A 24,720-nucleotide genomic window follows, 5' to 3' on the forward strand; every position below is an offset into this window, starting at 1 on the left:
CCTTTTTAATGCAACTTCTTTATTATAGCTTTTTTCATTCAAAGATGTTGGTAGTTTTGACATAAGAACGCTTAAATTGGTGCTCGTATTAAAAATTAGTATTAAAATCTTTTCCGTTAATAATTGGTTAGATTTCGCATTATAAAATGAAATCCTAGCCAATGAGCTAGAATTTAAATTTCAATTAAAGGAGTCATCATGGCACACCATGAACAACAACAGCAACAACAGGCTAACAGCCAACACCACCACCATCACCATGCACACCACCACCATTACTATGGCGGCGAACACCACCACCATAACGCGCAACAACACGCTGAACAACAAGCAGAGCAACAAGCTCAACAACAGCAACAACAACAAGCACACCAACAACAACAACAAAAAGCACAACAACAAAACCAACAATATTGATTGGGGCGTTTGTGGGGGCGGCCTTAGGGCTACTCCTAGCTTTTAACCCTTTCTTTTAATCCAGTAAATTTATCCATTTAAACTAACTTTTTTAGCTCCGTTAGATTTTTAAACTTTTAAAATCCCTCTTTTTGATGCTTGTCAAATGGCTCTGTTTTCTGTCTAATAAAGATAAGCTTATTCATTGAGTGGTCGTAATGGGGCGTAAAACTTTGTCTTGCGTATTTGGTGCGATCTAGGGGCGTTTTAAGGGGGTTTGTTGTAAAATCTCATCACGCCCCATAGTTACGATATGGGGCAGACCAACATTGTAAGGAGCATGCCATGCGATCAAAAAGTGGCAAACGCTCTTGGAAAACATTATACTTTGAGTTTGCTTTTTGGGGCTTAAAGTGATCGTTTCTGTGAAACGCTGATTTTTCTAAGAGCGTTCCCCTGAGTTTAAAAGCTTAGGGGTTTCCTTATAAGTGGGTTTGTCCTTGACTTTTGGGGCGTTTTATTATTTCTTTATCTTTTCATTCAATTTTTTAATCTTGTTTTTAGCGTTTGTAAAATTAAAAGTTTTAAGGGGGTTTGCTGTAGGATTTCATCACGCCCCATAAGTGGCTTTATGGGGCAGACCAACATTGTAAGGAGCATGCCATGAAACGCAAAAGTGGCAAACGCTCTTGGAAAACATTATACTTTGAGTTTGCTTTTTGGGGCTTAAAGTGATCGTTTCTGTGAAACGCTGATTTTTCTAAGAGCGTTCCCCTGAGTTTAAAAGCTTAGGGGTTTCCTTATAAGTGGGTTTGTCCTTGACTTTTGGGGCGTTTATTGTTTTAAAACCCTAATTTTAGCGCTCATTAAATCGTGGTTTAAAGCTTTTTTGATGTTTTCAAATTGGCGTTTTTTGTTTTTAAGGCTTGCGATCTCATTATCCAAAGCGCTTAAAATGTTAGCGATAGCGATTTGTTCGTTTAGAGGGGGTAAAAGGATTTCAAAATCTTTTAAGGCTTTTAATTGAATATTCTTTAATCCAGACCCAACTCCTAATTTCATAATATCCTTTTCATAACTTTTTAAAATGTGGTATAAACATAAATTATTTACCTTATTACTAATTTTTTGTAAAGAATAGTTATGTCCTCCTGACCAAAAATTGCTTGTCATAAACCTAACATATCCGCATGTGCCACCCTCACTAATTGCTATTGTATTCTTTGAAACATTAAATTTATTTGTGTAGCCCAAAAAATCAATGCCACCATTTATAACGGGGTATTTATCTGTGTTATTTAGGCTAATTTTATTTATTTGTTGTCCTTTAATAATTTCGCATATATCCCCAAGCCTTACTCTTTGCCAAGCTTGATTGAAGCCTTTCAAGCGTTTTCTTTGGCTCAATAGTTCAAAGCTTAAAGCTTTTTTAACGCCCTCTTTTTTAAGAATGAGAGCGTCTAATGCACAAAGATAACGATCCAAAGCGCTTAAAATGTTAGCGATAGCGATTTGTTCGTTTAGAGGGGGTAGGGGGATTAAAGTATTTCTAAAATTATCATTATAAAGTCTTAAGATAGTTGTATGTTCTGTATTCCATTTCACATGAGAATAAACATAAAATAAAAAATCATTTTTTACTAATGTTTCATCGTTGTCAATCCAAACAATATTTGAGTCTTGAAAATAAGCGGGTTTTCCGTCATAAATGACTGCCCTACCAATAGTTCCGGAAGCAGAAATTAAAATATCGCCTTTTTTTGGAAAAGAATATTTCGTTTTGTATTCTAAAAATAGCTTTTTTGAAATAAAGGCATCAGCGGTGTTGCCAAATGTGCCTATTTTATAGAATGGAATTTCACCATATCGTGTTGTTTGGTGCTTCATCACTCTTTTACACATGCATGGTTTGCCAATATCCCCAAGCCTCACTTTTTGCCAATTTGATGGCGTTGTTAATGCATCCATGCGTTCTGTCAAATAATCCTAAAGGGCGCTAATGGAAGCATTCAAAACACCACCGTTTTGTTTTCATGCACAAAGACTCTGTCTTCTAAAACGAGTTTTAAAGCCCTAGCCAAAACCAGTTTTTCTATATCCTTACCCGCTAGGCGCATTTTTTCCACGCTGTAATTGTGGTTAATGGGCAGAGTGTCTTGTAAGATAATTGGCCCGGCATCAAGGCTTTCATTCACAAAATGCGCCGTGGCCCCGATGACTTTCACGCCCCTTTCAAACGCTTGCTGGTAAGGGTTAGCCCCAATGAATGCGGGCAAGAAACTGTGATGGATATTTAAGATCTGGTTTTCATAGCGCTTCGTAAAATCATGGCTTAAAATACGCATGTATTTGGCTAAAACGAGCAGATCCGCGCTCACTTTGTGCTGTAATTCTAGGTCTTTAATGATTGCTAAAACCTCTTTTTCATGCAAGTTTTGATCAATACAAGGCGCGTAAAAATAAGGGATGTCAAATTTTTCCACTAAAGGGCGTAAAATCTCGTGGTTGGAAATAACGCCTAAAATTTGAGCGTTCAATTCCCCTCCATACACCCTTAAAAGCAAATCCCCTAAGCAATGGCTCTCTTTAGTAGCGAGTAAAATAATATTTTTTTTATGCGTTAAAATGACTTCAATCAATAGTTCGTTAAAGTTTTCTAAGGCTTTAAAAAGAGCGGTTTTTAAGGATCGCTCTTCTTGCTCTTTAATTTCAGTATTCAAGGGCTTGATTTCTTTTTGGATTTTTAGCCGCATGAAAAAACGCTGTTTTAAGGGATCAACAAATTCATCGTTTTTGACGATGTTATAGCCCTTGTTAGCGATAGTACTACTTATTGCACTCACCAAGCCTTTAGAGTCTCTGGCTTGAATTTTTAAAATAAATTCTAACATCTTCATCTCATCAATAATTGATAGCCAAAGGCTTGCGTGATGATATTACTTGCTGATTGCGTGGCCTTTTCAATCAAGCGTTCCATAGGGCTTTTTTCTAGCCAATAGGCTTTTTTAACCTTACTCAATTCCATTAAGCGGTTTTGGGCTTGCTTAATCGTGCTGATTTTATCAATGAGTTTTAATTTCAGAGCGTTTTGAGCGCTAAAAACCTTCCCTTCAGCAAAATCCTTATAATCCTTAGCGTCTAATTTCCTAGCTTTTGCGACATCATTCACAAACATTTGGTATTGCTCATTGACTAAATTTTGCAAAAATTCTTTTTCGTTAGGTTTCCACGCTCTGGTGAAAGTGCCTATTTCTTTGTATTCGCCCGCATGCACGCCTTGAGTGGCTACGCCGACTTTATTGAGCAAATTTTCCACATTCGCGCCTGAAAAAATCACCCCAATGGATCCTATCAAACTCGCTTTAGAGGCATAAACTTCGCTCGCTTGCATGCCCGCATAATAGCTCCCGCTCGCCATAACCCCCTAGCATACGCTAAAACGGGCATTTTTTGCTTCAAATCAGCGATTTTTTCGCTCAATTCCACGCTCGCTGACACCGCCCCACCAGGAGAGTCAATCAACAATAAAACGCCCTTAATGCTAGGGGTTTTTAAGATTTTATCCACTTCTTTGTCAAAATCCTCGGTGCTAAAAATCGCCCCATTTAAATAGAGTTTAGCGAGATTGGGCGGTTCGCTTGGCGCGCTTTCTTTAGCGCTAAAAAAGACTAATACAATGAGTAACAGCACAAACGACTTGAAATACTTCGTGATAAAATCTAAAGGTGCGATGATTAAAGCCTTAAAGATTTTTTGAATGAAACTCCACATGCAACTTTTCCTAAACTTAAAATTTCACCATAAGAGTGTATTATACTTCAAATGTTTTAAGGATTAAATCATGGCGTGTAAATTTTGCCCCAAGATCAGAAAAACAGATTGGATTTTTATTTTAATCGCTGCTTTAGGTTTTTATGCAGTCAATAAACTAGGGTATGCGCCCCAATTCAATACCCCCACTTCAAAGCCTTCACACTCTCTTCCACCCCCTATTGAAAAGCCTAACAATATGACCGAAGAAGAAAGGAAAAAGCGTTTTATAGAGTTGCAAAAAGCATGCTTACTCCATAAAGACAAAAAGGCATGCGAAGAGGTTTTTTAGATCGCCTTTGTTGTTTTTGCGCTTTTAAGGTCTGCCGCTTGTAAGTTTTAACGCCCTTTTTGTTTGCAAAAAGGCTTTTTTTAGCGGTGGTTTTTAGCACCAAATAGCCCCTAAAACCCCCAAAATTCAAGCACTCTTAAGCTAAGTCTAAGTCTACTATAATCAAAAGATTTTAAAGAAAACTTAAAATCGTGTTTATAAAGGTTTGAAAATTTCATAAAAATATTAAAGGAAAATATATCATGAAAGCTTTTAAGGTTGATTTAGATGAAAGAGAAAATCGTGAAGTTTTATGCAAGTTTCATTTTGACAGAGGGGGGAAAAGTAAGCTTGAATACGCTTATTATGACAAGCAAGCTGTTTCTAACATACATGAAGTAGCCAATAAGATTAAAACTCTCATTCAAAAGAGTCTAAAAAATAATGAATACACTTTACTAAATCGCAATGAAATTAAAGAAGCCTTTTTTAATCCCTTACAAGAGCGATTAAATAAAACTAAGGTTTTTCTTTCTCATTCGCATATTGACATGAAAAATAATGATTTTTTAGGCGTTAAAAATATCAAGTCCTTTTTAGAACCATCCGATCGTTCTAATTTAATATTTATAGACTCTCTCTTTTGGGATTATAAAAATGATATTCTAAAAGAAATAAAAAAACATCATATTGATGTTAGCAAGATTGAAGACGCTTTCACGCTCATTCTCAGGGAATCTTTAGAATATATGATCAAAAAATGCCCTTATTTCGTGTTTTTACAAAGCAAGAATAGTGTTTCTCTTAATCAAGATCTATTAGGTATCACTCATTCCGCATGGATTTATGAAGAGTTGAAAATCGCTCATTCTATTAGTGAGAGTCGCCCAATTCCAATGATGGAAAGCATGCAACTCTTTCATGATATATCGCTATTTTTAAAAAGTTTTGAGACCATAACCCTTAAAAAACTATCACAACAAATCAATTCGTAGGAGCAAACATGTTTTTTAAAACTTATCAAAAATTACTAAGTGCAAGCTGTTTAGCGTTGTATTTAGTGGGCTGTGGGAATGGTGGCGACGGTGAATCGCCGATTGAGATGAGCGTGAATAGCAAGGGAGAGTTTCAAATCAGCTCTAGAGTGGATAGCGTTACTATTCAAGGCGTGAAGCTTAATCGGGGTAATTGTGCTGTTAATTTTGTTCCAGAAGAGGTGTTTGGCAACATAGTTGCTTTAGGTCTAGTTACTCCAATCTCTATACAGGATTTTAAAGATATGGCAAGCTTTTATAAGATGTTTGGAGCTCAAAAGGAAGGGTTGGCAGACATAGAAAATAAAATTTCTCAGTTAGAGCAAAAGGGTGTGATGATGGAGTCTCAAACCCTTAAATTTGGAGAAAAAAGAGAGGGCATTTCTCAAGGGTGCGATATTATAGAAGCAGAAATACAAACCAACAAAGGCACTTGGACTTTTAACTTTGACAGATAAATATCAAACATGGAAAATACCCCAAAAGACAGAGAAAAAATCCTTGTAGAAGAGCTTAAAATCTTACAAGGCGTTATCAACAGAATGGCACAAAATTCTTTAGAATGCAAAAAATGGACTCTCGCTCTTGCGGTTGGGGTTCTATCCCTTAAAATAGAAGCGATTTCTAATTCTTATGGGTTATGCGTTTTAGGGGTGTTGTTGGCATGCTTTTATCTTTTAGACGCGTATTATCTCATGCGAGAAAGGTTATTCAGGGAGCAATACCAATGGCTCATAAAAAACCGACTTAAAACCGATGAAAGGCTGTTTGAAGTGCTTCCTGCTCACCAAACTTGCCAATTGACGCAATTCTTATCTGCCATGCGTTCGCTTAGCCTTCTCCCCTATTGGGTGTTAGCTCTTTGCTTGGTGGGCTATGGTTTGTTTTTAATTCTGTTTCAATGAAACGCTGGCTATAAAATAACTTGACTCCAACCAAACGATAACTTTTTAAGCGTTTTAGAATTTAGGGTATCGCAAAATAATCCCCACCCCCTTATGATTTTCACTATAAAATAAAGCTTCAAACTATAAAAATAAGGTTTTAAACATCAATGCTTGATGAGAACGGAGTTTTCAAATCCAAACGCATTCAATTACAATCAGATCAGACCCACTAAAAACACCAAAAGCAAAACTCAAACACAAGAAAAACAAAGCAAAACAACAAAAGCCATAAGCAGTAAAAAACAAAATCAAGCGATTAAAATCATTAAACATTAAACAACAAGAAGCAATAAATCTAAACAAAAGAATTAAGAAAGCTCAACGCTAAATCCAACACAAGCAAACTAAACACATTAAACATTAAATATAAAGACACTAACAACTAAAAATATAAGCATTAAGAAATAACAAACAATAAGCAAGCAAATATTAAAAACAATCAAGAAGTAAAAAAGAAAGAATAAGCTCAATCTTTCAAAACTAAGCAAAAGAAGTTCTTTTGTCAGGTAATACTCTTTGGCTTTTAACAAGCGAATGTTAAAAGCTTTTCTCTAGAAAGGAGGTGATCCAACCGCAGGTTCACCTACGGTTACCTTGTTACGACTTCACCCCAGTCGCTGTGTGTGCCGTGGGCAGTAGCCAATTTAGCATCCTGACTTAAGGCAAACACAACTCCCATGGTGTGACGGGCGGTGAGTACAAGACCCGGGAACGTATTCACCGCAACATGGCTGATTTGCGATTACTAGCGATTCCAGCTTCATGCAGGCGAGTTGCAGCCTACAATCCGAACTGAGAGGTGTTTTGAAGATTGGCTCCACTTCGCAGTATTGCTTCTCTTTGTGCACCCCATTGTAGCACGTGTGTAGCCCTAGGCGTAAGGGCCATGATGACTTGACGTCGTCCCCACCTTCCTCCTCCTTACGGAGGCAGTATCCTTAGAGTTCTCAGCATAACCTGTTAGCAACTAAGAAAGGGGGTTGCGCTCGTTGCGGGACTTAACCCAACATCTCACGACACGAGCTGACGACAGCCGTGCAGCACCTGTTTTCAAGGTCTAGCAAGCCAGACACTCCACTATTTCTAGCGGATTCTCTCAATGTCAAGCCTAGGTAAGGTTCTTCGTGTATCTTCGAATTAAACCACATGCTCCACCGCTTGTGCGGGTCCCCGTCTATTCCTTTGAGTTTTAATCTTGCGACCGTACTCCCCAGGCGGGATGCTTAATGCGTTAGCTGCATTACTGGAGAGACTAAGCCCTCCAACAACTAGCATCCATCGTTTAGGGCGTGGACTACCAGGGTATCTAATCCTGTTTGCTCCCCACGCTTTCGCGCAATCAGCGTCAGTAATGTTCCAGCAGGTCGCCTTCGCAATGAGTATTCCTCTTGATCTCTACGGATTTTACCCCTACACCAAGAATTCCACCTACCTCTCCCACACTCTAGAATAGTAGTTTCAAATGCAGTTCTATGGTTAAGCCATAGGATTTCACACCTGACTGACTATCCCGCCTACGCGCTCTTTACGCCCAGTGATTCCGAGTAACGCTTGCACCCTCCGTATTACCGCGGCTGCTGGCACGGAGTTAGCCGGTGCTTATTCGTTAGATACCGTCATTATCTTCTCTAACAAAAGGAGTTTACAATCCTAAAACCTTCATCCTCCACGCGGCGTTGCTGCTTCAGGGTTTCCCCCATTGAGCAATATTCCCTACTGCTGCCTCCCGTAGGAGTCTGGACCGTGTCTCAGTTCCAGTGTGTCCGTTCACCCTCTCAGGCCGGATACCCGTCATAGCCTTGGTAAGCCATTACCTTACCAACAAGCTGATAGGACATAGGCTGATCTCTTAGCGATAAATCTTTCCCCCGTAGGGAGTATCTGGTATTAATCATCGTTTCCAATGGCTATCCCAAACTAAGAGGCACATGACCTATGCGTTACTCACCCGTGCGCCACTAATCAGCATTCTAGCAAGCTAGAAGCTTCATCGTTCGACTTGCATGTATTAGGCACGCCGCCAGCGTTCACTCTGAGCCAGGATCAAACTCTCCATAAAAGTGTTTGTCCTAAAGCTCTTTTTGTTTTTTTGATAGGCTATCATTATTTCTAACAATAGCTTTAGCGTATCACAAGAACTCGTTTTATACTTTATTGAATAAAACGGGTTGTGTTCTTAAGTATTACAACAACAAAACAGAAAGAAACTTTTTAAAAAGGTTTAGCTAAACGCTAACCTGAATAAAATACTCTCATGCCATTCAGTCATCAATCATAATGATATAATCATCATAATCAATGAAATTGATTGGCACTGGTTGGATAAGAATTTCTTATAAAAGAATGAAAGTTATAAAAAACCCTCACTATTTATAATAAGTCATCCTTAAAATAATTTAGAATATCCCTTTAAAAAGAACTTCTATCAATTTGCTTAGTTTTCAAAGATCGTTTGCTTTTAATCAGCTATCCTTGTAAGGTATCAAGCGGCTTTTTAAAAGCCCTTGCTGAAACAAGGAAATGAAAGTATAGTCATAAAAAGCTTAAGGTTTGCTTAAATCTAGGGAATGTTTTGAAAAATGTTTTGATTTTTTAGAGCGCTTAAAAATTTTACGATCTTCTCTTTAGGGATAATCACCAGACTTTCTTGGTTTTCTAAAGTGCTGCTAGCCATTCCCATAAACTCCCCCACTTCGCTAAAATAGGGCCTCCCTCCCCACAACACGCTCCCCTTTTTAAAAGAACTATCAAGCGAAAGAAACTTTTTAGATTTCAAAAGTTCAGCCACAGAAATATCCGTTATCTGTATGGAAAAAGAATTCCCCTCATTCAACGCCGGATAGTAGAGATCAGAGTTGGGTGTTTTTTGATCGGTATAAGGATTTGAATGAAAAGTTTGAGCGTATTTGGCATAAATCCTTGCATGATAATAGCTCTCTTCTCTTTTATGGCAATAATCGTCTCTAAAATCGGCGGTTTTTAAAAGCGAAAGCCCTTGATCTCTATCTATCGCTTCAAGGCGTAGGCTAGCTATACAAATCAGCTCTTTAGCGCTGCTGTCTTGCATTTTGGCTAAAATCGTTTTAGGGTATAAGCCGTTAGAATAAAGCGTTTCAGAAGAAGCGATATAACGCCCGTTTTTGAGCAAAGTCGCATAGCCTTCTTTATAAGTCCCATCGCTAAAATACACTTTCAATAACGCAACAGAATAAACCCATGCAGGGAGCGTTGGATCAAGGGGCGGATCGTCTCTAACGATTTGAATGCTATTAGCGTTCATCATGCATGAAAATAAAACGATACAACAACCAACCGCTAATCTTTTATGCCAAAACGCCATTATCCAACTTACCGCTTAAATTTTAAAAGTATCCCACAACACTATCGGCTAAAATACCATTTGTTTTAATTTGTTGCTATAATAGATCATTTGAATGACAAAAGCTTATCGCAAAGGTTTATGATGGATCCAATTAAAACTTATGATATTAAAGAGGAAGAGCTTGCAAAAACCGCTTACGCTACGATCAAAACCAATAAAGGCAATATCACCCTAGAGCTTTTTTACAAAGATGCGCCCCAAGCGGTGAGTAATTTTGTAACTCTAGCTAAAGAGGGTTTTTATGACGGGCTTAATTTCCATCGTGTGATCGCCGGCTTTGTGGCTCAAGGAGGTTGCCCTTATGGCACAGGCACAGGCGGGCCAGGACACCGCATTAAATGCGAAGTGGTCCATAACCCCAACAAGCACAAAAGAGGCTCTATTTCTATGGCGCATGCCGGAAGAGACACAGGGGGGAGTCAATTTTTCTTGTGTTTTGTGGATTTGCCCCATCTAGATGGCGAGCACACCGTGTTTGGCAAAATCAAAAACGCAGAAAGCCTTAATGTATTGGACAAGATCAAGCAGGGCGATATTATAGAGAGCGTTGTGTTTAGCTCTTCTCTATAAGGAACAAGAGATTAGACATGCTCATACTCAGCCGCAAAGTTAATGAGGGGATTGTCATTGATGATAACATCCACATTAAAGTCATTTCCATAGATAGAGGGAGTGTGCGTTTAGGGTTTGAAGCACCTGAAAGCACCCTTATTTTGCGTGCTGAACTCAAAGAGGCCATTGTGAGCGAAAACCAAAAAGCTTCTGCGTCCGTAGATGAAAGCGTGTTAGAAAACATCAAAAAGGTCATTAAGCCTTGATACATGTTTTTGAAGTTTATCCTAAAGTCAATATTTTTTTAAAAATCCTTCACAAAGAAGGGGCTTACCACAAGCTCATTTCTCGCATGTGTTTGGTCAAAGACAAGCTCAAAGACATTATCAGCGTCAAAAATGCCTTATCTTTCTCATTAAAAGGGGATTTTGACTGCCCTTTAGAAGAAAACTCACTCTTTAAAGCCCTCCAAGTTTTAAAAAATTTTTTAAAATCAAAAAATTTCTCTCATTCTGCCATCAAATCCCTAGACACCCTGGCGATTGAAGTGGAAAAAAACATCCCCACTCAAGCCGGGTTAGGCGGTGGGAGCGCTGATGCTGGGGGACTGTTGTATCATTTAAATCAAATATTTGACTGGCGTTTGAGTTTAGAAGAGCTTTATACTATGGGATCTTTAGTGGGTGCAGACACCAATTTTTTCATCTCGCAATACAAAAGCGCTAACGCCACTTCTTATGGCGAAGTCATTGAAAATTTTGAAGAAGAGCCTTTAGAAAACCGCCTAGAAATCTATGCGCCAACTCATGTTTTTTGCAGCACCAAAGCCATCTATCAAGCTTATAAGCCTAAAACTTGTTTTTCTCAAGCTAAAGAATGGCTTAAAAAGCCGAGTTTGGAATGCCTAAAGACTTATGATAGAAGCGAATTAAACGATCTTTTAAAGCCGGCTTTACTCACTAACCAAGCTTTAAGAAGTATAGAAAGCGAATTAGGCAAGGAGTGGTTTTTTAGCGGGAGCGGGAGCACGTTCTTTAGGCTAAAGCCTGCACTAAAAGGGGGCGAATGAAACTCATTGCCAGCAATAAAAAAGCCTATTTTGACTATGAAATTTTGGAAACTTTAGAAGCAGGATTAGTGCTTTTAGGCTCTGAAGTGAAGGCTTTGAGACAAACTCGGGTGAATTTAAAAGATAATTTTGTTAAAATAATCAAAGGAGAAGCTTTTTTATTTGGTGTTCATATATCATATTTAGATACAATCCATGCGTATTACAAGCCCAATGAAAGGCGAGAGCGTAAGTTGCTTTTACACAAAAAGCAATTATTGAAATGGCAAATGGAAGCGTCTAAAGAACGCTTGAGTATTGTAGGATTGAAATTGTATTTTAACCAAAGAAATAGAGCTAAAATCCAAATTGCTTTAGTGAAAGGAAAAAGATTGCACGACAAAAGACAAAGTCTCAAAGAAAAAGCACTCAATAAAGAAATTCTTGCCGATTTAAAACACCACTTTAAAGGATAATAATGAAAGAAATGGTAGATTATGGGATTATAGGGTTTTTGATCTTTTTATCAGTCATCGTTATAGCGATCGCAATAGAAAGGTTGTGGTTTTTTGCCACTCTTCGTGTAGATGACTACACAGACAGGCGTAAATTAGAGCTAGCCCTACACAAACGCTTGACTCTAGTGGCCACGATTGGCTCAAACGCTCCTTATATCGGTCTTTTAGGAACGGTTATGGGGATCATGCTCACTTTTATGGATTTAGGATCCGCTTCTGGCATTGACACTAAAGCGATCATGACTAATTTAGCCCTTGCTTTAAAAGCGACTGGCATGGGGTTATTGGTGGCGATCCCTGCGATTGTGATTTATAACTTGCTAGTGAGAAAAAGTGAGATTTTAGTCACTAAATGGGATATTTTCCACCACCCGGTTGACACGCAATCCCATGAGATTTATAACAAAGCCTAAGGATTAAGCGGTGAAAAAAGTAGAATCCATGAATGTGGTGCCTTTCATTGATATCATGCTTGTGTTGCTAGTGATCGTGCTTACAACCGCGTCTTTTGTGCAAACTTCAAAGCTCCCTATTAGCATTCCTCAAGTGGATAAGGACAGCACTGATTCTAAAGACGTGTTGGACAAAAAACAAGTTACGATCGCCATTTCTAATAAGGGTTCTTTTTATTTTGACGATAAAGAAATCAGCTTTGAAAATTTAAAACACAAGGTTTCCACTTTGGCTAAAGACACCCCTATTGTCTTGCAAGGCGATAAGAAAAGCAATTTGGATAACTTTATCAAAGTCGTGGATTTATTGCAAACAAACAATCTGAAACAACTTTACATTCTTGTTGAAGATAAAAAGAATCAAAAAATTAGTTTTAGTCAATTTTTAGCATTCTTTAGCTAAAATCTGTGTTTATGTTTAATTTTTATCAAGGGAGTTTTAAATGAAACGCACTTACCAACCACACAACACACCAAGAAAGCGAACCCATGGCTTTCTAGTGAGAATGAAAACCAAAAACGGGTGCAAGGTGATTAATGCCAGACGAGCTAAGGGCAGAAAAAAGCTTTCCGTCTAAACCCTATGACTCTTTAAAAAACAAGAGTGAGTTTGATAGGGTTTATCAAAAGGGTTTCAAAAAACACAACCCTTTTTTTTCGCTCTTTGTTTTGGATTTGTCAAAAGAGCCGCCAAAAGAAAAAGAGGGCTTTGAAGATCCGCTCTCTTGCAGGCTTAAAGACCGAAATACGCTTTGTTTGTTAGGTTTGAGCGTGTCCAAAAAAGTCGGCAACGCCGTGAAACGAAACCTCATCAAACGCCGTTTGCGATCACTAGTTACAAGGCATGCCGCTCTTTGTCAAGGGCTTGCTTTGGTGTTTGTGCCTAAAAGCGATTGTTACCATTTGGATTTTTGGGTTTTAGAAAAACATTTTTTAGAAATGCTAACTTCCATTAAAGACTATATGAACAAAGCCTTAAAAGATTTGAAAAAAGGAATGACTCATACCCATGCGAAACAATAAAACGCCTTTTTTGAGCGCGATTCTTACGGCATCAATTAGGGGTTACCAACGCTTTTTTTCGGCTTTCACTTTTTCAAGTTGCCGGTTTTACCCCACTTGCTCCAACTACGCCCTATGGTTGCTCTGTTTTGAAAACCCCCTAATCGCTATGGGTAAAATCGCTATAAGGATACTCTCATGCAACCCTTTTTGCTCTGGGGGCATTGCTTATCCCACCACTCGCTTGAAACGCCCTAGCCTACTCCAATCTCATAAAGATTTTAATCGTAATTTTAAAACCATTACTTTTTGGCTCGTTCCCACAAAAAGCCACGCAACTTACTACATCATTAAGGTTTAATCACAATGGATAAAAACAACAATAATAATCTTCGCTTGATTTTAGCGATTGCTCTGTCTTTCTTGTTTATCGCTCTTTATAGCTATTTTTTCCAAAAACCAAACAAAACAACAACCCAAACCACAAAGCAAGAAACAACCAACAACCACACAATAGCAAGTCCTAACGCGCCCAACGCCCAACATTTTAGTGTTACTCAAACCATCCCCCAAGAGAATTTGTTAAGCACCATTTCTTTTGAGCATGCCAAAATTGAAATTGATTCTTTAGGGCGCATCAAACAGGTTTATCTCAAGGATAAAAAGTATCTAACCCCTAAACAAAAGGGCTTTTTAGAGCATGTGGGCCATCTTTTTAGCTCCAAAGAAAACGCGCAACCCCCCCTAAAAGAGCTCCCCCTTTTAGCAGCCGATAAACTCAAGCCTTTAGAAGTGCGTTTTTTAGACCCCACGCTCAATAACAAAGCGTTCAACACCCCTTATAGTGCTTCAAAAACCACTCTTGGGCCTAATGAACAGCTCGTTTTAACCCAAGATTTAGGCGCTCTTACTATCATTAAAACCCTGACTTTCTATGATGATTTGCATTATGATTTAAAAATCGCATTCAAATCGCCCAATAACCTTATCCCTAGCTATGTGATCACCAATGGTTACAGGCCGGTGGCTGATTTAGACAGCTACACTTTTTCAGGCGTGCTTTTAGAAAATAACGACAAAAAAATTGAAAAAATTGAAGATAAAGACGCTAAAGAAATCAAACGCTTTTCTAACACCCTCTTTTTATCCAGCGTGGATAGGTATTTCACCACCTTGCTTTTCACCAAAGATCCTCAAGGTTTTGAAGCCTTAATTGATTCAGAAATCGGGACTAAAAACCCCTTAGGCTTCATTTCCCTTAAAAATGAAGCAAATTTGCATGGCTATATTGGCCCTAAAGATTACCGCTCTTTGAAAGCGATTTCACCCATGCTCACGGATGTGATAGAGTATGGCTTAATCACTTTTTTTGCGAAAGGCGTGTTTGTTTTACTGGATTATTTGTATCAATTCGTGGGTAATTGGGGTTGGGCTATCATTTTTTTAACGATTATCGTGCGCATTATCCTCTACCCCTTAAGCTATAAGGGCATGGTGAGCATGCAAAAGCTCAAGGAATTAGCCCCTAAAATGAAAGAACTCCAAGAAAAATACAAGGGCGAACCCCAAAAGTTGCAAGCCCACATGATGCAGCTTTACAAAAAACATGGGGCTAACCCGCTAGGGGGTTGTCTGCCTTTAATCTTACAAATCCCGGTGTTTTTTGCGATTTATAGAGTGCTTTATAACGCTGTGGAATTGAAAAGCTCAGAGTGGATCTTATGGATTCATGATCTATCTATCATGGATCCGTATTTTATTTTACCGCTTCTTATGGGAGCGTCTATGTATTGGCACCAAAGCGTTACGCCAAACACCATGACCGATCCCATGCAAGCGAAGATCTTTAAACTCTTGCCCCTATTATTCACGATCTTTTTAATCACTTTCCCTGCAGGGTTAGTCTTGTATTGGACCACAAACAACATCCTTTCGGTGTTGCAACAACTCATCATCAATAAAGTCTTAGAAAACAAAAAACGCATGCACGCGCAAAACAAAAAGGAACATTGATGCAAAATTTTATTGAAATCAAAGCCAAAACCTTAGAAGAAGCTCTCATTCAAGCTTCTATCGCTTTGAATTGCCCCATTATTAATTTGCAATACGAAGTCATTCAAACGCCCTCTAAAGGGTTTTTAAGCATTGGTAAAAAAGAAGCCATTATCTTAGCGGGCGTTAAAGAAAGCGTTAAAGAGGTTAAAGAAGAGAGCGTTAAAGAAACCAACACGAAAGAAAATCATCAAAACAATATAGAAGAAAAAAAACAAAAATTAGAAACAGAAACGCCTCAAGAAGAAAGAATCACCCCTAAACCCCCTAAAAAAAACCCTAAAGAAGAATCTCATAATGGAGACAAACTCCATGAAATTAAGCAAGAATTGAAAGACTTATTTTCTCATTTGCCTTATAAAATCAATAAAGTGGAGGTGAGTCTTTATGAACCGGGGGTTTTATTGATTGATATTGATGGCGAAGACTCCGCCCTTTTAATTGGCGAAAAAGGTTATCGCTACAAAGCCCTTTCTTACTTGCTCTTTAATTGGATCCACCCTGCTTATGGCTATAGTATCCGCTTAGAAATTTCCACTTTTTTACAAAACCAAGAAAAGGTTATGGAAGCGCAACTCCAAAGCACGATCATGACCGTTCATGAAGTAGGTAAAGGGCAGATGAAAGCCCCTGATGGCGTTTTAACCTATATCGCTTTAAAGAAATTACGAAAAGCGTTCCCTAATAAATATGTTTCCATCAAAACCAATTTAAACGATGAAAAATACATCGTCATCAACGACTTTAACAATGAATGACACCATCGCCGCTATCGCTACCCCTTTAGGCAAGGGAGCGATTAGCATCATTAAAATCAGCGGCCATAACGCTCTAAACATCCTCAAACAACTCACCCAAAAACAAGACTTCACCCCCAGATACGCTTACGTGTGCGATATTTTTTCTAATGGCGTTTTATTAGACAAAGCGTTAGTCATTTATTTCAAAGCCCCCTATAGTTTCACTGGTGAAGATGTGTGCGAAATCCAATGCCATGGAAGCCCCCTTTTAGCGCAAAATATCTTACAAGCTTGTTTGAATTTAGGATCTAGGCTCGCTAAAGCGGGGGAATTTAGTAAAAAAGCCTTTTTAAACCATAAAATGGATTTGAGCGAGATTGAAGCGAGCGTTCAGCTCATCCTTTGTGAAGATGAAAGCGTTTTAAACGCTCTAGCCAGGCAGCTTAAGGGCGAGTTAAAAATTTTTATTGAAGAGGCCAGGAACGATCTTTTAAAGCTTTTGGCGAGCTCAGAAGTTTTGATTGATTATAGCGAAGAAGACATTCCTAGCGATTTTTTAGATGGAGTGTCTCAAAATTTAGAAAAACAAATCGCCTCTTTTAAAGATTTACTGGATTTTTCTAACGTGCAAAAACAAAGGAATAAGGGGCATGCCTTAAGCATTGTTGGCAAACCCAATGCTGGCAAAAGCTCCCTATTAAACGCCATGCTTTTAGAAGAAAGGGCTTTAGTGAGCGATATTAAAGGCACAACAAGAGACACTATAGAAGAAGTCATTGAATTACAAGGGCATAAGGTGCGCTTGATTGACACCGCTGGCATTAGAGAGAGCGCGGATAAAATAGAGCGTTTAGGGATTGAAAAAAGCCTTAAAAGTTTAGAAAATTGCGACCTTATTTTGGGCGTGTTTGATCTTTCTAAACCCCTAGAAAAAGAAGATTTTAACCTTATAGACGCCCTTAATCGTGCTAAAAAGCCTTGCATTGTTGTTTTGAATAAAAACGATTTAGCCCCTAAACTAGAGCTTGAAATCTTAAAATCCCATCTTAAAATCCCTTATACTTTACTAGAAACCAACACCCTAAATTCCAAGGCTTGTTTGAAAGATTTGAGCCAAAAAATCAGCGCCTTTTTCCCCAAACTAGACACTCAAAACAAGCTCTTACTCACTTCCCTAGCCCAAAAAACCGCCCTAGAAAACGCCATTACTGAATTGCAAAACGCTAAAAACCATTTAGAAACTTTGGAGCTTTTTTCTTATCACATTTTAAGCGCGATAGAAAACTTGAACTTGCTCACCCGCCCTTATGAAACCAGCCAGATGCTTGATAGCATGTTCAGCGAATTTTGCTTAGGCAAATAAAATCGTTTAAGGAATGGATTAAAACCCCTTTTTAGCGCTGCTTTTTAAGACTTTTTACCCATTAGTGCGGTTTAATATCCATATTTACAAAAAACCATACTGCCATTTTTCAAAAAGGGGTAAAATAAGCTAGTTTAAAATGTATACATACCTATAAGCTATTTTTGAGTAAAAATGTTAAAAAAGACAATTAAGGAGATTTTATGTTAAAACTCGTTAGTAAAACGATTTGTTTGTCCCTAATCGGATCATTCACCGCTGTAGAAGCCTTTCAAAAACACCAAAAAGACGGCTTTTTCATAGAAGCCGGGTTTGAAACCGGGCTGTTACAAGGCACACAAACCCAAGAACAAACCATAGCCACCACTCAAGAAAAACCCAAACCAAAACCCAAACCTAAGCCCAAACCCATTACCCCTCAAAGCACCTATGGGAAATACTACATCTCCCAAAGCACCGTTTTAAAGAATGCGACTGAGTTGTTTGCAGAGGACAATATCACCAACTTAACCTTTTATTCTTTAAACCCTGTGTATGTAACCGCTTACAACCAAGAAAGCGCTGAAGAAGCAGGCTATGGTAATAGCAGCTTGATTATGATACAAAACTTCTTGCCTTATAACTTAAACAACATTGAGCTGAGTTATACAGACAATCAAGGCAATGTAGTCAGTTTGGGCGTGATAGAGACTATCCCTAAACAATCTCAAATCATTCTGCCCGCAAGCTTGTTTGACGATCCGCAACTTAACGCTGATGGCTTCCAACAGCTCCAAACTGCCACCACAAAATTTTCTGATTCCAGCACGCAGAATCTGTTTGATAAGCTCAGCAAGGTTACAACCAATCTTCAAATGACTTATATCAATTACAACCAATTTTCTAGCGGTAACGGCACTGGTTCTAAACCCCCATGCCCTCCATACGAAAATCAAGAAAACTGCACGGCTAAAGTGCCGCCTTTCACCTCTCAAGACGCCAAGAATTTGACCAATTTAATGCTGAACATGATGGCGGTGTTTGATTCTAAATCTTGGGAAGATGCCGTTAAAAACGCCCCCTTTCAGTTTAGCGATAACAACCTGTCAAAGCCATGTTATTCTAATTATTCTACATGCGTGAATCCTTACAACGATGGGCTTGTTGATCCTAAATTGATCGCTAAAAACGCTGGAGATGAATACAATATAGAAAACGGGCAAACAGGCTCAGTGATATTAACGCCGCAAGATGTTATCTATAGCTATAGAGTTACGAATAATCTTTATGTGAATCTCTTGCCCCCAAGAGGAGGGGATTTAGGGTTAGGGTCTCAATATGGCGGCCCGAATGGTCCGGGCGATGATGGCACCAATTTTGGCGCTTTAGGGATATTGTCCCCTTTCTTAGACCCTGAAATACTGTTTGGCAAAGAATTGAATAAAGTCGCCATCATGCAATTAAGAGACATCATCCATGAATACGGCCATACTTTAGGCTATACGCATAACGGGAACATGACTTATCAAAGGGTGCGCATGTGTCAAGAAGGAAGTGGGCCAGAAGAGCGCTGTCAGGGCGGGAAGATAGAGCAAATGGATGGGAAAGAAGTGCAAGTGTTTGACAACGGGCATGAAGTGCGAGACACCGATGGCTCTTTCTATGATGTGTGTTCTCGTTTTGGCGGCCAAGGTCAGCCCGCTTTCCCTAGCAGTTACCCCAATTCCATTTATACTGATTGCTCTCAAGTCCCCGCCGGGCTTATAGGCGTTACCAGTGCGGTTTGGCAGCAACTCATTGATCAAAACGCTCTACCGGTGGATTACACTAATTTGAGCAGCCAAACCAACTATTTGAACGCTAGTTTGAACACGCAAGATTTTGCGACCACTATGCTTAGCGCGATCAGTCAAAGCCTTTCATCTACTAAATCTAGCACCACTACCTACCGCACTTCAAAAACCTCACGGCCCTTTGGAGCCCCCCTATTAGGCGTTAATCTTAAAATGGGCTATCAAAAATATTTTAATGATTACCTAGGGTTGTCTTCTTATGGTATTATCAAATACAACTACGCTCAAGCCAACAACGAAAAAATCCAGCAATTAAGCTATGGTGTGGGGATGGATGTGTTATTTGATTTCATCACCAATTACACTAACGAAAAGAACCCTAAAAACAATCTAACCAAGAAAGTTTTCACTTCCTCTCTTGGGGTGTTTGGGGGGTTAAGGGGCTTATACAACAGCTATTATTTGTTGAATCAATACAAAGGGAGCGGTAATTTAAATGTAACCGGTGGGTTGAATTACCGCTACAAGCATTCTAAATATTCTATAGGCATTAGCGTTCCTTTGGTCCAGTTGAAATCTAGAGTCGTTTCTAGCGATGGCGCAACCACCAATTCTATCACCCTGAATGAAGGGGGCAGTCATTTTAAAGTGTTTTTTAATTACGGGTGGATTTTCTAGGGGTTAAAAATATTCTTTAACTCTCTATTGACTCCTAAGAATTAAGAGCGAATTGCCAAATTTCACTAGCATTCTTAGGCTTAAAGTTTTCAGTCGTATTAGGATTATCAATATCTAATAAATCTTTTTTAACTCATCATTAGGAATATATTTATTAGCTAAATTCTCCTCTTTCTTAGCTTGAGAATATTGCTTTTAATCTCTTTCATTTGTGTTTTAATTTCTAAAACTTTACTTTGATATTTAGCTAATTGTTTTTCTAATTTGCCAAGCTTTTTATAAAAATTAGCCCCCATTTCTACATTTTTTAATATCTTATCTCCTTAACTCAATCAATCATAATAACCCCATTATATCCAAACTTAACCACAATAAAATGGGTAACCACAAATAACGGCGGCTATAAATACCGCTTATTCTTGCAATGGGGCAAGCCCCCTTGACCCCCTAAAAATCAAATGAAAAAGCAAGTGGATACAAACAAACAAATCATTAAAAGCCTTAGGTTATCTCAAAAACAATGGCAAACTATCCAAACTCAAATGCAAGAAAAAAATTTAAACTTTTCGCAATTAGTTTTAAACTCTCTTTTAATTCAAAACTCACAAACTCCAACAAAATCTAAAAAACAAAAAGCGATTGCTAATAAAGAACTAGTTATTGAATTAGCTAAGTGGGGAAACAATTTAAACCAAATCGCTAAATGTCTCAACACTAATCAAGGAGCGTTGTAATCATTTGAAAGCGCGCTAGCGATCAGACGACCCATGCTAGCTTTTTCTGCAATGTAAAGATTAAGCATTGTCGTTTGCTTCCAAAATGATCGCAAAAGTGTCTAATGGAATGTGTTTTTTGCCAAGCTATCTCTTAGAGCCATATGAGAAACTGCTCACGCCTGAAGCTAGGAAACTTTTGGAACAACAGGCTCTAGATTGTTTGAAAAATGCCAAAACTGAAGCCGACAGAAAAGAATGTGTCAAAAACCTCCCCAAAAACTTGAGGAAAGAGATTTTAGATAAAAATAGCTTAGAAGCCTATAAAACGCCCCAAAAGTCAAGGACAAACCCGCTTGAAAAGGAAACCCCTAAGCTTTTAAACTCAGGGGAACTTTGGCTAATAAAATTACTTTTCTATAGAAAAGACCACTTTAAACCCCTTAAAAGAGATTTTAATGTATAATACTAACCAAGAGTTTTTATCATGTTTTCTTTTCATGATAAACCCTTTTAAGAACAGATTTGCCCCATATCGTAACTATGGGGCGTGATGAAATCCTACAACAAACCCCCTTAAAATCTCATCTAATCAAAAACAAGGCGTTTTTAAAACATTAAAGAGTGAGCGTTATTAAGCGGTATTGTTTAAAACTAATGCTTCAAACAATCTTCAAACAAATACTGATGCTCGCCAGGTAAAGCGTCAAATAAGGCTTTGGCTAAATCTTGCATTTCTTTTAAGGCTTTATTACTGCTTCTTAAAGTCAATAAATTTTGCAGACTCCTAGCGTTAATGCTATAGGCTAAATGCGTTTTATAGCTTTCAGGCATGGCGTATTTGGCTAAATCGTTTTTAATGTTATGCTCGCTCAATAAAACCCTGAGATTTTCCAAAGCTAAAACGCTCATTGCATTCACTTTTTCATCATCTACAAAAACTAAAAACTCTTTAGCTCTTTCTAAATTCGTTTCATTAAGGGGTAAAAAGCTCTCCACTTCTTTCAATTCCCTTAAAGTGTAACGGCTTGATTTCACGCTCAAGCTCGCTATTCGATGCCGGCTCAATTCTTGCAACGCCCCCCTGCTCAAACCCTTGATTTCAAAATTGTAATAAAGGTGCTCTAAAGTGGAAGAATGCCTGAAAATATTCCCCACCCTGTGGATGAGTTCCTTATCCTTACAGCCTCCATTATCGCTGTATTCAAAACTCTGCCAGCAAGTGCGGATCGCTTGGCTCGCAATGTCTAAAGGGGTGTAATGCTTGCAAATCACTTCCATTATTTGACTCCTAATATCGCTTTTTATTCCACGGTAACGCTTTTAGCCAAGTTTCTTGGGTGATCCACATCGTGGTTCAAACGCATAGCGATTTCTAAAGCTAAAAGCTGCATCGCTAAATTCATGCGGAAAAATTCTTCCATATAACTTTCGCTCTCTTCTAATTGGATAAAATCATCAGCGATCTCTAAAATTTCAGAGCTTAACACGCAAATCGTAGAATCCCTAGCGCTCAATTCTTCAATATTGCTTTTGGTTTTATCAAATAACAGATGCTTAGACAATAAAGCAATGGTAAAAAGATTGGAATCCACTAACGCAATAGGCCCATGCTTCATCTCCGCGCTCGCATACCCCTCAGCGTGCAAGTAACTGATTTCTTTAAGTTTCAACGCCCCTTCTAAAGCGAGCGGGTAAAACACATCGCGCCCGATATAAAAAAAGCCATGCCCATGCAAGTAGCGTTTGGATAAGCGCTTGATCTTTTCATGCAATTTAGACTCTACTTTCATCGCCTTCACGCTATTGAGCATGTTTTTGGCTTGGATTCTTTCTTCTTCTTTAGAGATGGTCCCTAATTGTTTGCCTATATACACGCTCAAAAGCCATAAAAGCATCACTTGTGAAGAAAACGCCTTAGTGGATGCCACGCTCCGCTCCACCCCCGCTCTAATTAAAAGCGTGTGATCACTAATGCGGCTCATCATGCTAAAAGGGGCGTTACACAAACTAATGGTTTTAAGCCCTTGGGCTTTGGCTAATTTTAGCGCCTCCAAAGTGTCAGCGGTTTCCCCGCTTTGAGAAATCGCTATAAAAAGCTCGTTAGGGTTGCTTTTAAAATGGGCGTAGCGGTATTCGCTCGCTAAAATGGCCCTCGCTCTTATTTTGGCTAATCTTTCAAACAAATACACGCTCGCTAAACTCGCATGGTAACTGCTCCCGCAAGAACACAGCGTGATTTCATTCACATTCTCTAAAAATTCAGGATCGATCTCACAATACACACTCAAGGCTTCCAAGCGCCCCTCTAAACACTCTAACAAACTGCTGTGCTGCTCATAAATCTCTTTTTCTAAATAATTCCTAAAATTGCCTTTAGAATAATCCTTATCCTCAAAAGCGTAATCTTTCATGTTTTCAATGTGTTTTAAATCTTTAAAATTTTCTAAAGAAATCTGCCCCACGCTGTTTTCTTCTAAAATGACAAATTGATCCACTTTAGGGGCTAACACGCTCAAACTGGACGCAAAAAACACCCCCTCTTTGCCCTTACCCACAACTAAAGGCGAAGAAGATTTAGCGTAAAACAAGCTCTCTTTAGCCCTTTTATGGAGCATTAAAATCGCATAACTCCCTTTTAAAAGGCTGATGCTTTTTTCAAAAGCTTTCAATAAATCGCTCTCGCTTTTAAGCGTTTCTTCTAATAAATGCGCAATGACTTCCGTGTCCGTTTGGCTTAAAAACGCATGCCCTTTATTTTCCAATTCTTTTTTCAAACTCGCGTGATTTTCAATGATGCCATTATGCACTAAAGCTAAATTTTCTGTAAAATGCGGGTGGGCGTTTGCGCTGCTTGGCTTGCCATGCGTGGCCCATCTGGTGTGAGCGATACTCACGCCAAAATCCAAAAACTCTTTATTTTTAAGCTCTGATTTAAGGTTTTCTAATTTCCCTTGAGTTTTAAACACTTCCAAACGATTGCCGCTCAATACGGCTAAACCCGCACTGTCATAACCTCTGTATTCCAATTCCTTTAATCCCTCTAAAAGAATGGATTTTTTCTCGCTATCCCCTATATAACCTACAATCCCGCACATTTAAAACACCAATAACCCTTTTTTGATCTTATTTAAAGCGTTGATAAGCTCCTTCAATCGCTCCACTTCTTCGCTTAATTGCGTAAAAAACGCTTCATTCACGCCCTTTGGCATGTCCATGCTCCCTCTTTTAATCTCAATGAAATCCCCCAAACTCAAATTCGCTAATTTTAAAAGCATTTCAATTTCATTTTGCGAATCTTCAATATCCGCTAAAATCTTGCGTATTTTTTCAAACATGTGATCGCCTTTAATTTAGAATGCTCCATGATAGCTAAACTATTAAATTATCAATGATGTTTTCTAAAATCTGTTTGACTTTGGCATGGTTTTCTTTAAATTGCTGATGCGCATTAAGTCCTGCATGGTTACTCACGCAAAAAATCCCTTTAGCCTTTAAAGAAAAAATTTTAGCCACGCTTAAGACGCTAAAAAACTCCATGTTTTCTAATAAAACGCCCTTTTGAGCCATTTTTTTAGCAAACATTTCGCCGGTGTGGATGTAGTTACTGCTATTCACACGCACCCTTTCAAAAAGAGCCTGCTCTTTAGTTTCTATGTGAATGAAATTATCTAAAGGCGTGTAGCTGTTTAAATGGCTAAAACTCTCTTCAATTTGATAGCCGCAAACGCTTTCAAACACGCTCAAAAGCTCCGTTTCTGGGCTATAACTCCCCGCGCTCCCTATAAAAATAAGGCTTTCTGTATCAGGGTTTTTTAAACATATCCTCGTTAAATTAATCGCGCTCTCTATCAAACCCACACCAATAGGCGCCGCTTTTTTTAAAGTCTCATTCCTTCCCGCGCAAAGCAGCATGAAAATCCTTTTTTCGCATCCATTAGCTTATTATAAAGCAAGCATTATAGACAAACCCTTAAAAGAAACACCTTA

General features: G+C 38.6%; 26 protein-coding genes, 1 rRNA gene and 4 pseudogenes. 20 read left to right on the plus strand and 11 right to left on the minus strand.

Going from position 1 to position 24,720, the window contains the following annotated elements; translation table 11 throughout:
• Positions 1-198: 198 nt before the first annotated feature.
• Positions 199-417: a nickel transporter gene (locus D2C72_06310; GenBank protein ID QEF43870.1), complete on the plus strand. Its 219-nt coding sequence runs from the start codon at positions 199-201 to the stop codon at positions 415-417.
• Positions 418-1,230: 813 nt separating this feature from the next.
• On the opposite strand, the gene D2C72_06315 is transcribed toward D2C72_06310, so the two are convergent.
• The 3 genes and pseudogenes from D2C72_06315 to sppA all read right to left on the minus strand — a co-directional run bounded on the left by D2C72_06315 (position 1,231) and on the right by sppA (position 4,167).
• Positions 1,231-2,364 carry a restriction endonuclease subunit S gene (locus D2C72_06315; GenBank protein ID QEF43871.1) on the minus strand — a complete coding sequence of 378 codons (1,134 nt, stop codon included), beginning with the start codon at positions 2,362-2,364 and terminating at the stop codon, positions 1,231-1,233.
• A gap of 41 nt (positions 2,365-2,405) precedes the next feature.
• Positions 2,406-3,287, minus strand: a complete 882-nt coding sequence (gene purU / locus D2C72_06320) for a formyltetrahydrofolate deformylase (protein ID QEF43872.1) — start codon at positions 3,285-3,287, stop codon at positions 2,406-2,408.
• A gap of 2 nt (positions 3,288-3,289) precedes the next feature.
• A pseudogene (sppA, locus tag D2C72_06325) lies at positions 3,290-4,167 on the minus strand (signal peptide peptidase SppA).
• Between the two features lie 70 nt (positions 4,168-4,237).
• On the opposite strand from sppA, the gene D2C72_06330 reads away from it, so the two are divergent.
• The 4 genes from D2C72_06330 (at position 4,238) to D2C72_06345 (ending at position 6,416) form a co-directional block, all read left to right on the plus strand.
• Positions 4,238-4,498 carry a hypothetical protein gene (locus D2C72_06330; protein QEF43873.1) on the plus strand — a complete coding sequence of 87 codons (261 nt, stop codon included), beginning with the start codon at positions 4,238-4,240 and terminating at the stop codon, positions 4,496-4,498.
• A 242-nt stretch (positions 4,499-4,740) separates the two neighbouring features.
• A complete protein-coding gene (locus D2C72_06335) occupies positions 4,741-5,472 on the plus strand; it encodes a TIR domain protein (GenBank protein QEF43874.1) in 732 nt (243 codons plus the stop codon).
• Between the two features lie 8 nt (positions 5,473-5,480).
• Positions 5,481-5,969 carry a hypothetical protein gene (locus D2C72_06340; protein ID QEF43875.1) on the plus strand — a complete coding sequence of 163 codons (489 nt, stop codon included), beginning with the start codon at positions 5,481-5,483 and terminating at the stop codon, positions 5,967-5,969.
• 9 nt (positions 5,970-5,978) lie between these two features.
• The gene (locus D2C72_06345; GenBank protein QEF43876.1) at positions 5,979-6,416 is read left to right on the plus strand and encodes a hypothetical protein; all 438 of its coding nucleotides are present in this window, start codon (positions 5,979-5,981) and stop codon (positions 6,414-6,416) included.
• Positions 6,417-6,424: 8 nt separating this feature from the next.
• Here D2C72_06345 and D2C72_06350 read toward each other — a convergent pair.
• The 3 genes and pseudogenes from D2C72_06350 to D2C72_06360 all read right to left on the minus strand — a co-directional run bounded on the left by D2C72_06350 (position 6,425) and on the right by D2C72_06360 (position 9,798).
• Positions 6,425-6,607, minus strand: a pseudogene (locus D2C72_06350) (hypothetical protein).
• Positions 6,608-7,008: 401 nt separating this feature from the next.
• Positions 7,009-8,517: ribosomal RNA gene (locus D2C72_06355) — 16S ribosomal RNA — on the minus strand.
• Between the two features lie 501 nt (positions 8,518-9,018).
• Positions 9,019-9,798 carry a hypothetical protein gene (locus D2C72_06360; protein ID QEF43877.1) on the minus strand — a complete coding sequence of 260 codons (780 nt, stop codon included), beginning with the start codon at positions 9,796-9,798 and terminating at the stop codon, positions 9,019-9,021.
• Between the two features lie 120 nt (positions 9,799-9,918).
• On the opposite strand from D2C72_06360, the gene D2C72_06365 reads away from it, so the two are divergent.
• From D2C72_06365 to D2C72_06425, 13 genes are all read left to right on the plus strand, one after another.
• Positions 9,919-10,410 (plus strand): peptidylprolyl isomerase, encoded by a 492-nt coding sequence (locus tag D2C72_06365; protein ID QEF43878.1) that lies wholly within the window; start codon positions 9,919-9,921, stop codon positions 10,408-10,410.
• Between the two features lie 17 nt (positions 10,411-10,427).
• Positions 10,428-10,658, plus strand: coding sequence for a carbon storage regulator (locus tag D2C72_06370; GenBank protein QEF43879.1), 231 nt, complete (start codon positions 10,428-10,430; stop codon positions 10,656-10,658).
• Positions 10,655-11,461 (plus strand): 4-(cytidine 5'-diphospho)-2-C-methyl-D-erythritol kinase, encoded by an 807-nt coding sequence (locus D2C72_06375; protein QEF43880.1) that lies wholly within the window; start codon positions 10,655-10,657, stop codon positions 11,459-11,461. Before D2C72_06370 ends, D2C72_06375 begins: the two co-directional genes overlap by 4 nt.
• Complete coding sequence (gene smpB / locus D2C72_06380; protein ID QEF43881.1) at positions 11,458-11,916, plus strand: SsrA-binding protein; 459 nt, start codon at positions 11,458-11,460, stop codon at positions 11,914-11,916. Before D2C72_06375 ends, smpB begins: the two co-directional genes overlap by 4 nt.
• A gap of 2 nt (positions 11,917-11,918) precedes the next feature.
• On the plus strand, positions 11,919-12,371 hold the full coding sequence (gene exbB / locus D2C72_06385) for a TonB-system energizer ExbB (GenBank protein QEF43882.1): 453 nt from the start codon (positions 11,919-11,921) through the stop codon (positions 12,369-12,371).
• Positions 12,372-12,381: 10 nt separating this feature from the next.
• Entirely contained in the window at positions 12,382-12,813 is a 432-nt protein-coding gene (locus D2C72_06390) for a biopolymer transporter ExbD (GenBank protein QEF43883.1), read from the plus strand.
• Positions 12,814-12,853: 40 nt separating this feature from the next.
• Positions 12,854-12,988: a 50S ribosomal protein L34 gene (gene rpmH, locus D2C72_06395; GenBank protein QEF43884.1), complete on the plus strand. Its 135-nt coding sequence runs from the start codon at positions 12,854-12,856 to the stop codon at positions 12,986-12,988.
• Positions 12,948-13,433, plus strand: a complete 486-nt coding sequence (rnpA, locus tag D2C72_06400; protein QEF43885.1) for a ribonuclease P protein component — start codon at positions 12,948-12,950, stop codon at positions 13,431-13,433. The genes rpmH and rnpA overlap by 41 nt, the downstream gene beginning before the upstream one ends.
• Complete coding sequence (gene yidD / locus D2C72_06405; GenBank protein QEF43886.1) at positions 13,420-13,773, plus strand: membrane protein insertion efficiency factor YidD; 354 nt, start codon at positions 13,420-13,422, stop codon at positions 13,771-13,773. Before rnpA ends, yidD begins: the two co-directional genes overlap by 14 nt.
• Positions 13,774-13,778: 5 nt before the next feature.
• Positions 13,779-15,425, plus strand: a complete 1,647-nt coding sequence (yidC, locus tag D2C72_06410; protein QEF43887.1) for a membrane protein insertase YidC — start codon at positions 13,779-13,781, stop codon at positions 15,423-15,425.
• Positions 15,425-16,222 carry a protein jag gene (locus tag D2C72_06415; protein QEF43888.1) on the plus strand — a complete coding sequence of 266 codons (798 nt, stop codon included), beginning with the start codon at positions 15,425-15,427 and terminating at the stop codon, positions 16,220-16,222. Before yidC ends, D2C72_06415 begins: the two co-directional genes overlap by 1 nt.
• Positions 16,182-17,567, plus strand: coding sequence for a tRNA uridine-5-carboxymethylaminomethyl(34) synthesis GTPase MnmE (gene mnmE, locus D2C72_06420; GenBank protein ID QEF43889.1), 1,386 nt, complete (start codon positions 16,182-16,184; stop codon positions 17,565-17,567). The genes D2C72_06415 and mnmE overlap by 41 nt, the downstream gene beginning before the upstream one ends.
• A gap of 203 nt (positions 17,568-17,770) precedes the next feature.
• Positions 17,771-20,017 carry an outer membrane beta-barrel protein gene (locus D2C72_06425; protein ID QEF43890.1) on the plus strand — a complete coding sequence of 749 codons (2,247 nt, stop codon included), beginning with the start codon at positions 17,771-17,773 and terminating at the stop codon, positions 20,015-20,017.
• Positions 20,018-20,051: 34 nt separating this feature from the next.
• On the opposite strand, the pseudogene D2C72_06430 reads toward D2C72_06425, so the two are convergent.
• Positions 20,052-20,331: pseudogene (locus D2C72_06430) on the minus strand (hypothetical protein).
• A gap of 156 nt (positions 20,332-20,487) precedes the next feature.
• Between D2C72_06430 and mobC the strand changes: the two are divergent.
• Both mobC and D2C72_06440 read left to right on the plus strand, forming a co-directional pair.
• On the plus strand, positions 20,488-20,751 hold the full coding sequence (gene mobC, locus D2C72_06435; GenBank protein QEF44199.1) for a plasmid mobilization relaxosome protein MobC: 264 nt from the start codon (positions 20,488-20,490) through the stop codon (positions 20,749-20,751).
• A 202-nt stretch (positions 20,752-20,953) separates the two neighbouring features.
• A pseudogene (locus D2C72_06440) lies at positions 20,954-21,351 on the plus strand (cag pathogenicity island protein).
• A gap of 33 nt (positions 21,352-21,384) precedes the next feature.
• Here the strand turns inward: D2C72_06440 and D2C72_06445 are convergent.
• Genes D2C72_06445 through D2C72_06460 form a run of 4 tightly spaced genes read right to left on the minus strand, consistent with a single transcriptional unit; the run spans position 21,385 to position 24,645 of the window.
• Complete coding sequence (locus D2C72_06445) at positions 21,385-22,011, minus strand: FAD-dependent thymidylate synthase (protein QEF43891.1); 627 nt, start codon at positions 22,009-22,011, stop codon at positions 21,385-21,387.
• Between the two features lie 23 nt (positions 22,012-22,034).
• Positions 22,035-23,828, minus strand: a complete 1,794-nt coding sequence (gene glmS / locus D2C72_06450) for a glutamine--fructose-6-phosphate transaminase (isomerizing) (GenBank protein ID QEF43892.1) — start codon at positions 23,826-23,828, stop codon at positions 22,035-22,037.
• Entirely contained in the window at positions 23,829-24,068 is a 240-nt protein-coding gene (locus D2C72_06455) for a DUF2443 domain-containing protein (protein QEF43893.1), read from the minus strand.
• Between the two features lie 34 nt (positions 24,069-24,102).
• The gene (locus D2C72_06460) at positions 24,103-24,645 is read right to left on the minus strand and encodes a purine-nucleoside phosphorylase (GenBank protein ID QEF43894.1); all 543 of its coding nucleotides are present in this window, start codon (positions 24,643-24,645) and stop codon (positions 24,103-24,105) included.
• Positions 24,646-24,720 lie beyond the last annotated feature (75 nt).

The organism is Helicobacter pylori, assembly GCA_008032955.1.
GTDB classification, from domain to species: Bacteria; Campylobacterota; Campylobacteria; order Campylobacterales; family Helicobacteraceae; genus Helicobacter; species Helicobacter pylori_DC.

Excerpts from the sequence above, each read along its gene's own strand:
- D2C72_06310 (QEF43870.1), top strand. The coding sequence starts at position 199 with ATGGCACACCATGAACAACAACAGCAACAACAGGCTAACAGCCAACAC.
- D2C72_06365 (QEF43878.1), top strand. The coding sequence starts at position 9,919 with ATGATGGATCCAATTAAAACTTATGATATTAAAGAGGAAGAGCTTGCA.
- D2C72_06425 (QEF43890.1), top strand. The coding sequence starts at position 17,771 with ATGTTAAAACTCGTTAGTAAAACGATTTGTTTGTCCCTAATCGGATCA.
- yidC (QEF43887.1), top strand. The coding sequence starts at position 13,779 with ATGGATAAAAACAACAATAATAATCTTCGCTTGATTTTAGCGATTGCT.
- D2C72_06335 (QEF43874.1), top strand. The coding sequence starts at position 4,741 with ATGAAAGCTTTTAAGGTTGATTTAGATGAAAGAGAAAATCGTGAAGTT.
- D2C72_06445 (QEF43891.1), bottom strand. The coding sequence starts at position 22,011 with ATGGAAGTGATTTGCAAGCATTACACCCCTTTAGACATTGCGAGCCAA.
- rpmH (QEF43884.1), top strand. The coding sequence starts at position 12,854 with ATGAAACGCACTTACCAACCACACAACACACCAAGAAAGCGAACCCAT.
- purU (QEF43872.1), bottom strand. The coding sequence starts at position 3,287 with ATGTTAGAATTTATTTTAAAAATTCAAGCCAGAGACTCTAAAGGCTTG.
- glmS (QEF43892.1), bottom strand. The coding sequence starts at position 23,828 with ATGTGCGGGATTGTAGGTTATATAGGGGATAGCGAGAAAAAATCCATT.
- D2C72_06345 (QEF43876.1), top strand. The coding sequence starts at position 5,979 with ATGGAAAATACCCCAAAAGACAGAGAAAAAATCCTTGTAGAAGAGCTT.
- mnmE (QEF43889.1), top strand. The coding sequence starts at position 16,182 with ATGAAAAATACATCGTCATCAACGACTTTAACAATGAATGACACCATC.
- smpB (QEF43881.1), top strand. The coding sequence starts at position 11,458 with ATGAAACTCATTGCCAGCAATAAAAAAGCCTATTTTGACTATGAAATT.
- yidD (QEF43886.1), top strand. The coding sequence starts at position 13,420 with ATGCGAAACAATAAAACGCCTTTTTTGAGCGCGATTCTTACGGCATCA.
- D2C72_06415 (QEF43888.1), top strand. The coding sequence starts at position 15,425 with ATGCAAAATTTTATTGAAATCAAAGCCAAAACCTTAGAAGAAGCTCTC.
- D2C72_06330 (QEF43873.1), top strand. The coding sequence starts at position 4,238 with ATGGCGTGTAAATTTTGCCCCAAGATCAGAAAAACAGATTGGATTTTT.
- D2C72_06360 (QEF43877.1), bottom strand. The coding sequence starts at position 9,798 with ATGGCGTTTTGGCATAAAAGATTAGCGGTTGGTTGTTGTATCGTTTTA.
- D2C72_06315 (QEF43871.1), bottom strand. The coding sequence starts at position 2,364 with ATGGATGCATTAACAACGCCATCAAATTGGCAAAAAGTGAGGCTTGGG.
- D2C72_06340 (QEF43875.1), top strand. The coding sequence starts at position 5,481 with ATGTTTTTTAAAACTTATCAAAAATTACTAAGTGCAAGCTGTTTAGCG.
- D2C72_06455 (QEF43893.1), bottom strand. The coding sequence starts at position 24,068 with ATGTTTGAAAAAATACGCAAGATTTTAGCGGATATTGAAGATTCGCAA.
- D2C72_06460 (QEF43894.1), bottom strand. The coding sequence starts at position 24,645 with ATGCTGCTTTGCGCGGGAAGGAATGAGACTTTAAAAAAAGCGGCGCCT.
- rnpA (QEF43885.1), top strand. The coding sequence starts at position 12,948 with ATGCCAGACGAGCTAAGGGCAGAAAAAAGCTTTCCGTCTAAACCCTAT.
- exbB (QEF43882.1), top strand. The coding sequence starts at position 11,919 with ATGAAAGAAATGGTAGATTATGGGATTATAGGGTTTTTGATCTTTTTA.
- D2C72_06370 (QEF43879.1), top strand. The coding sequence starts at position 10,428 with ATGCTCATACTCAGCCGCAAAGTTAATGAGGGGATTGTCATTGATGAT.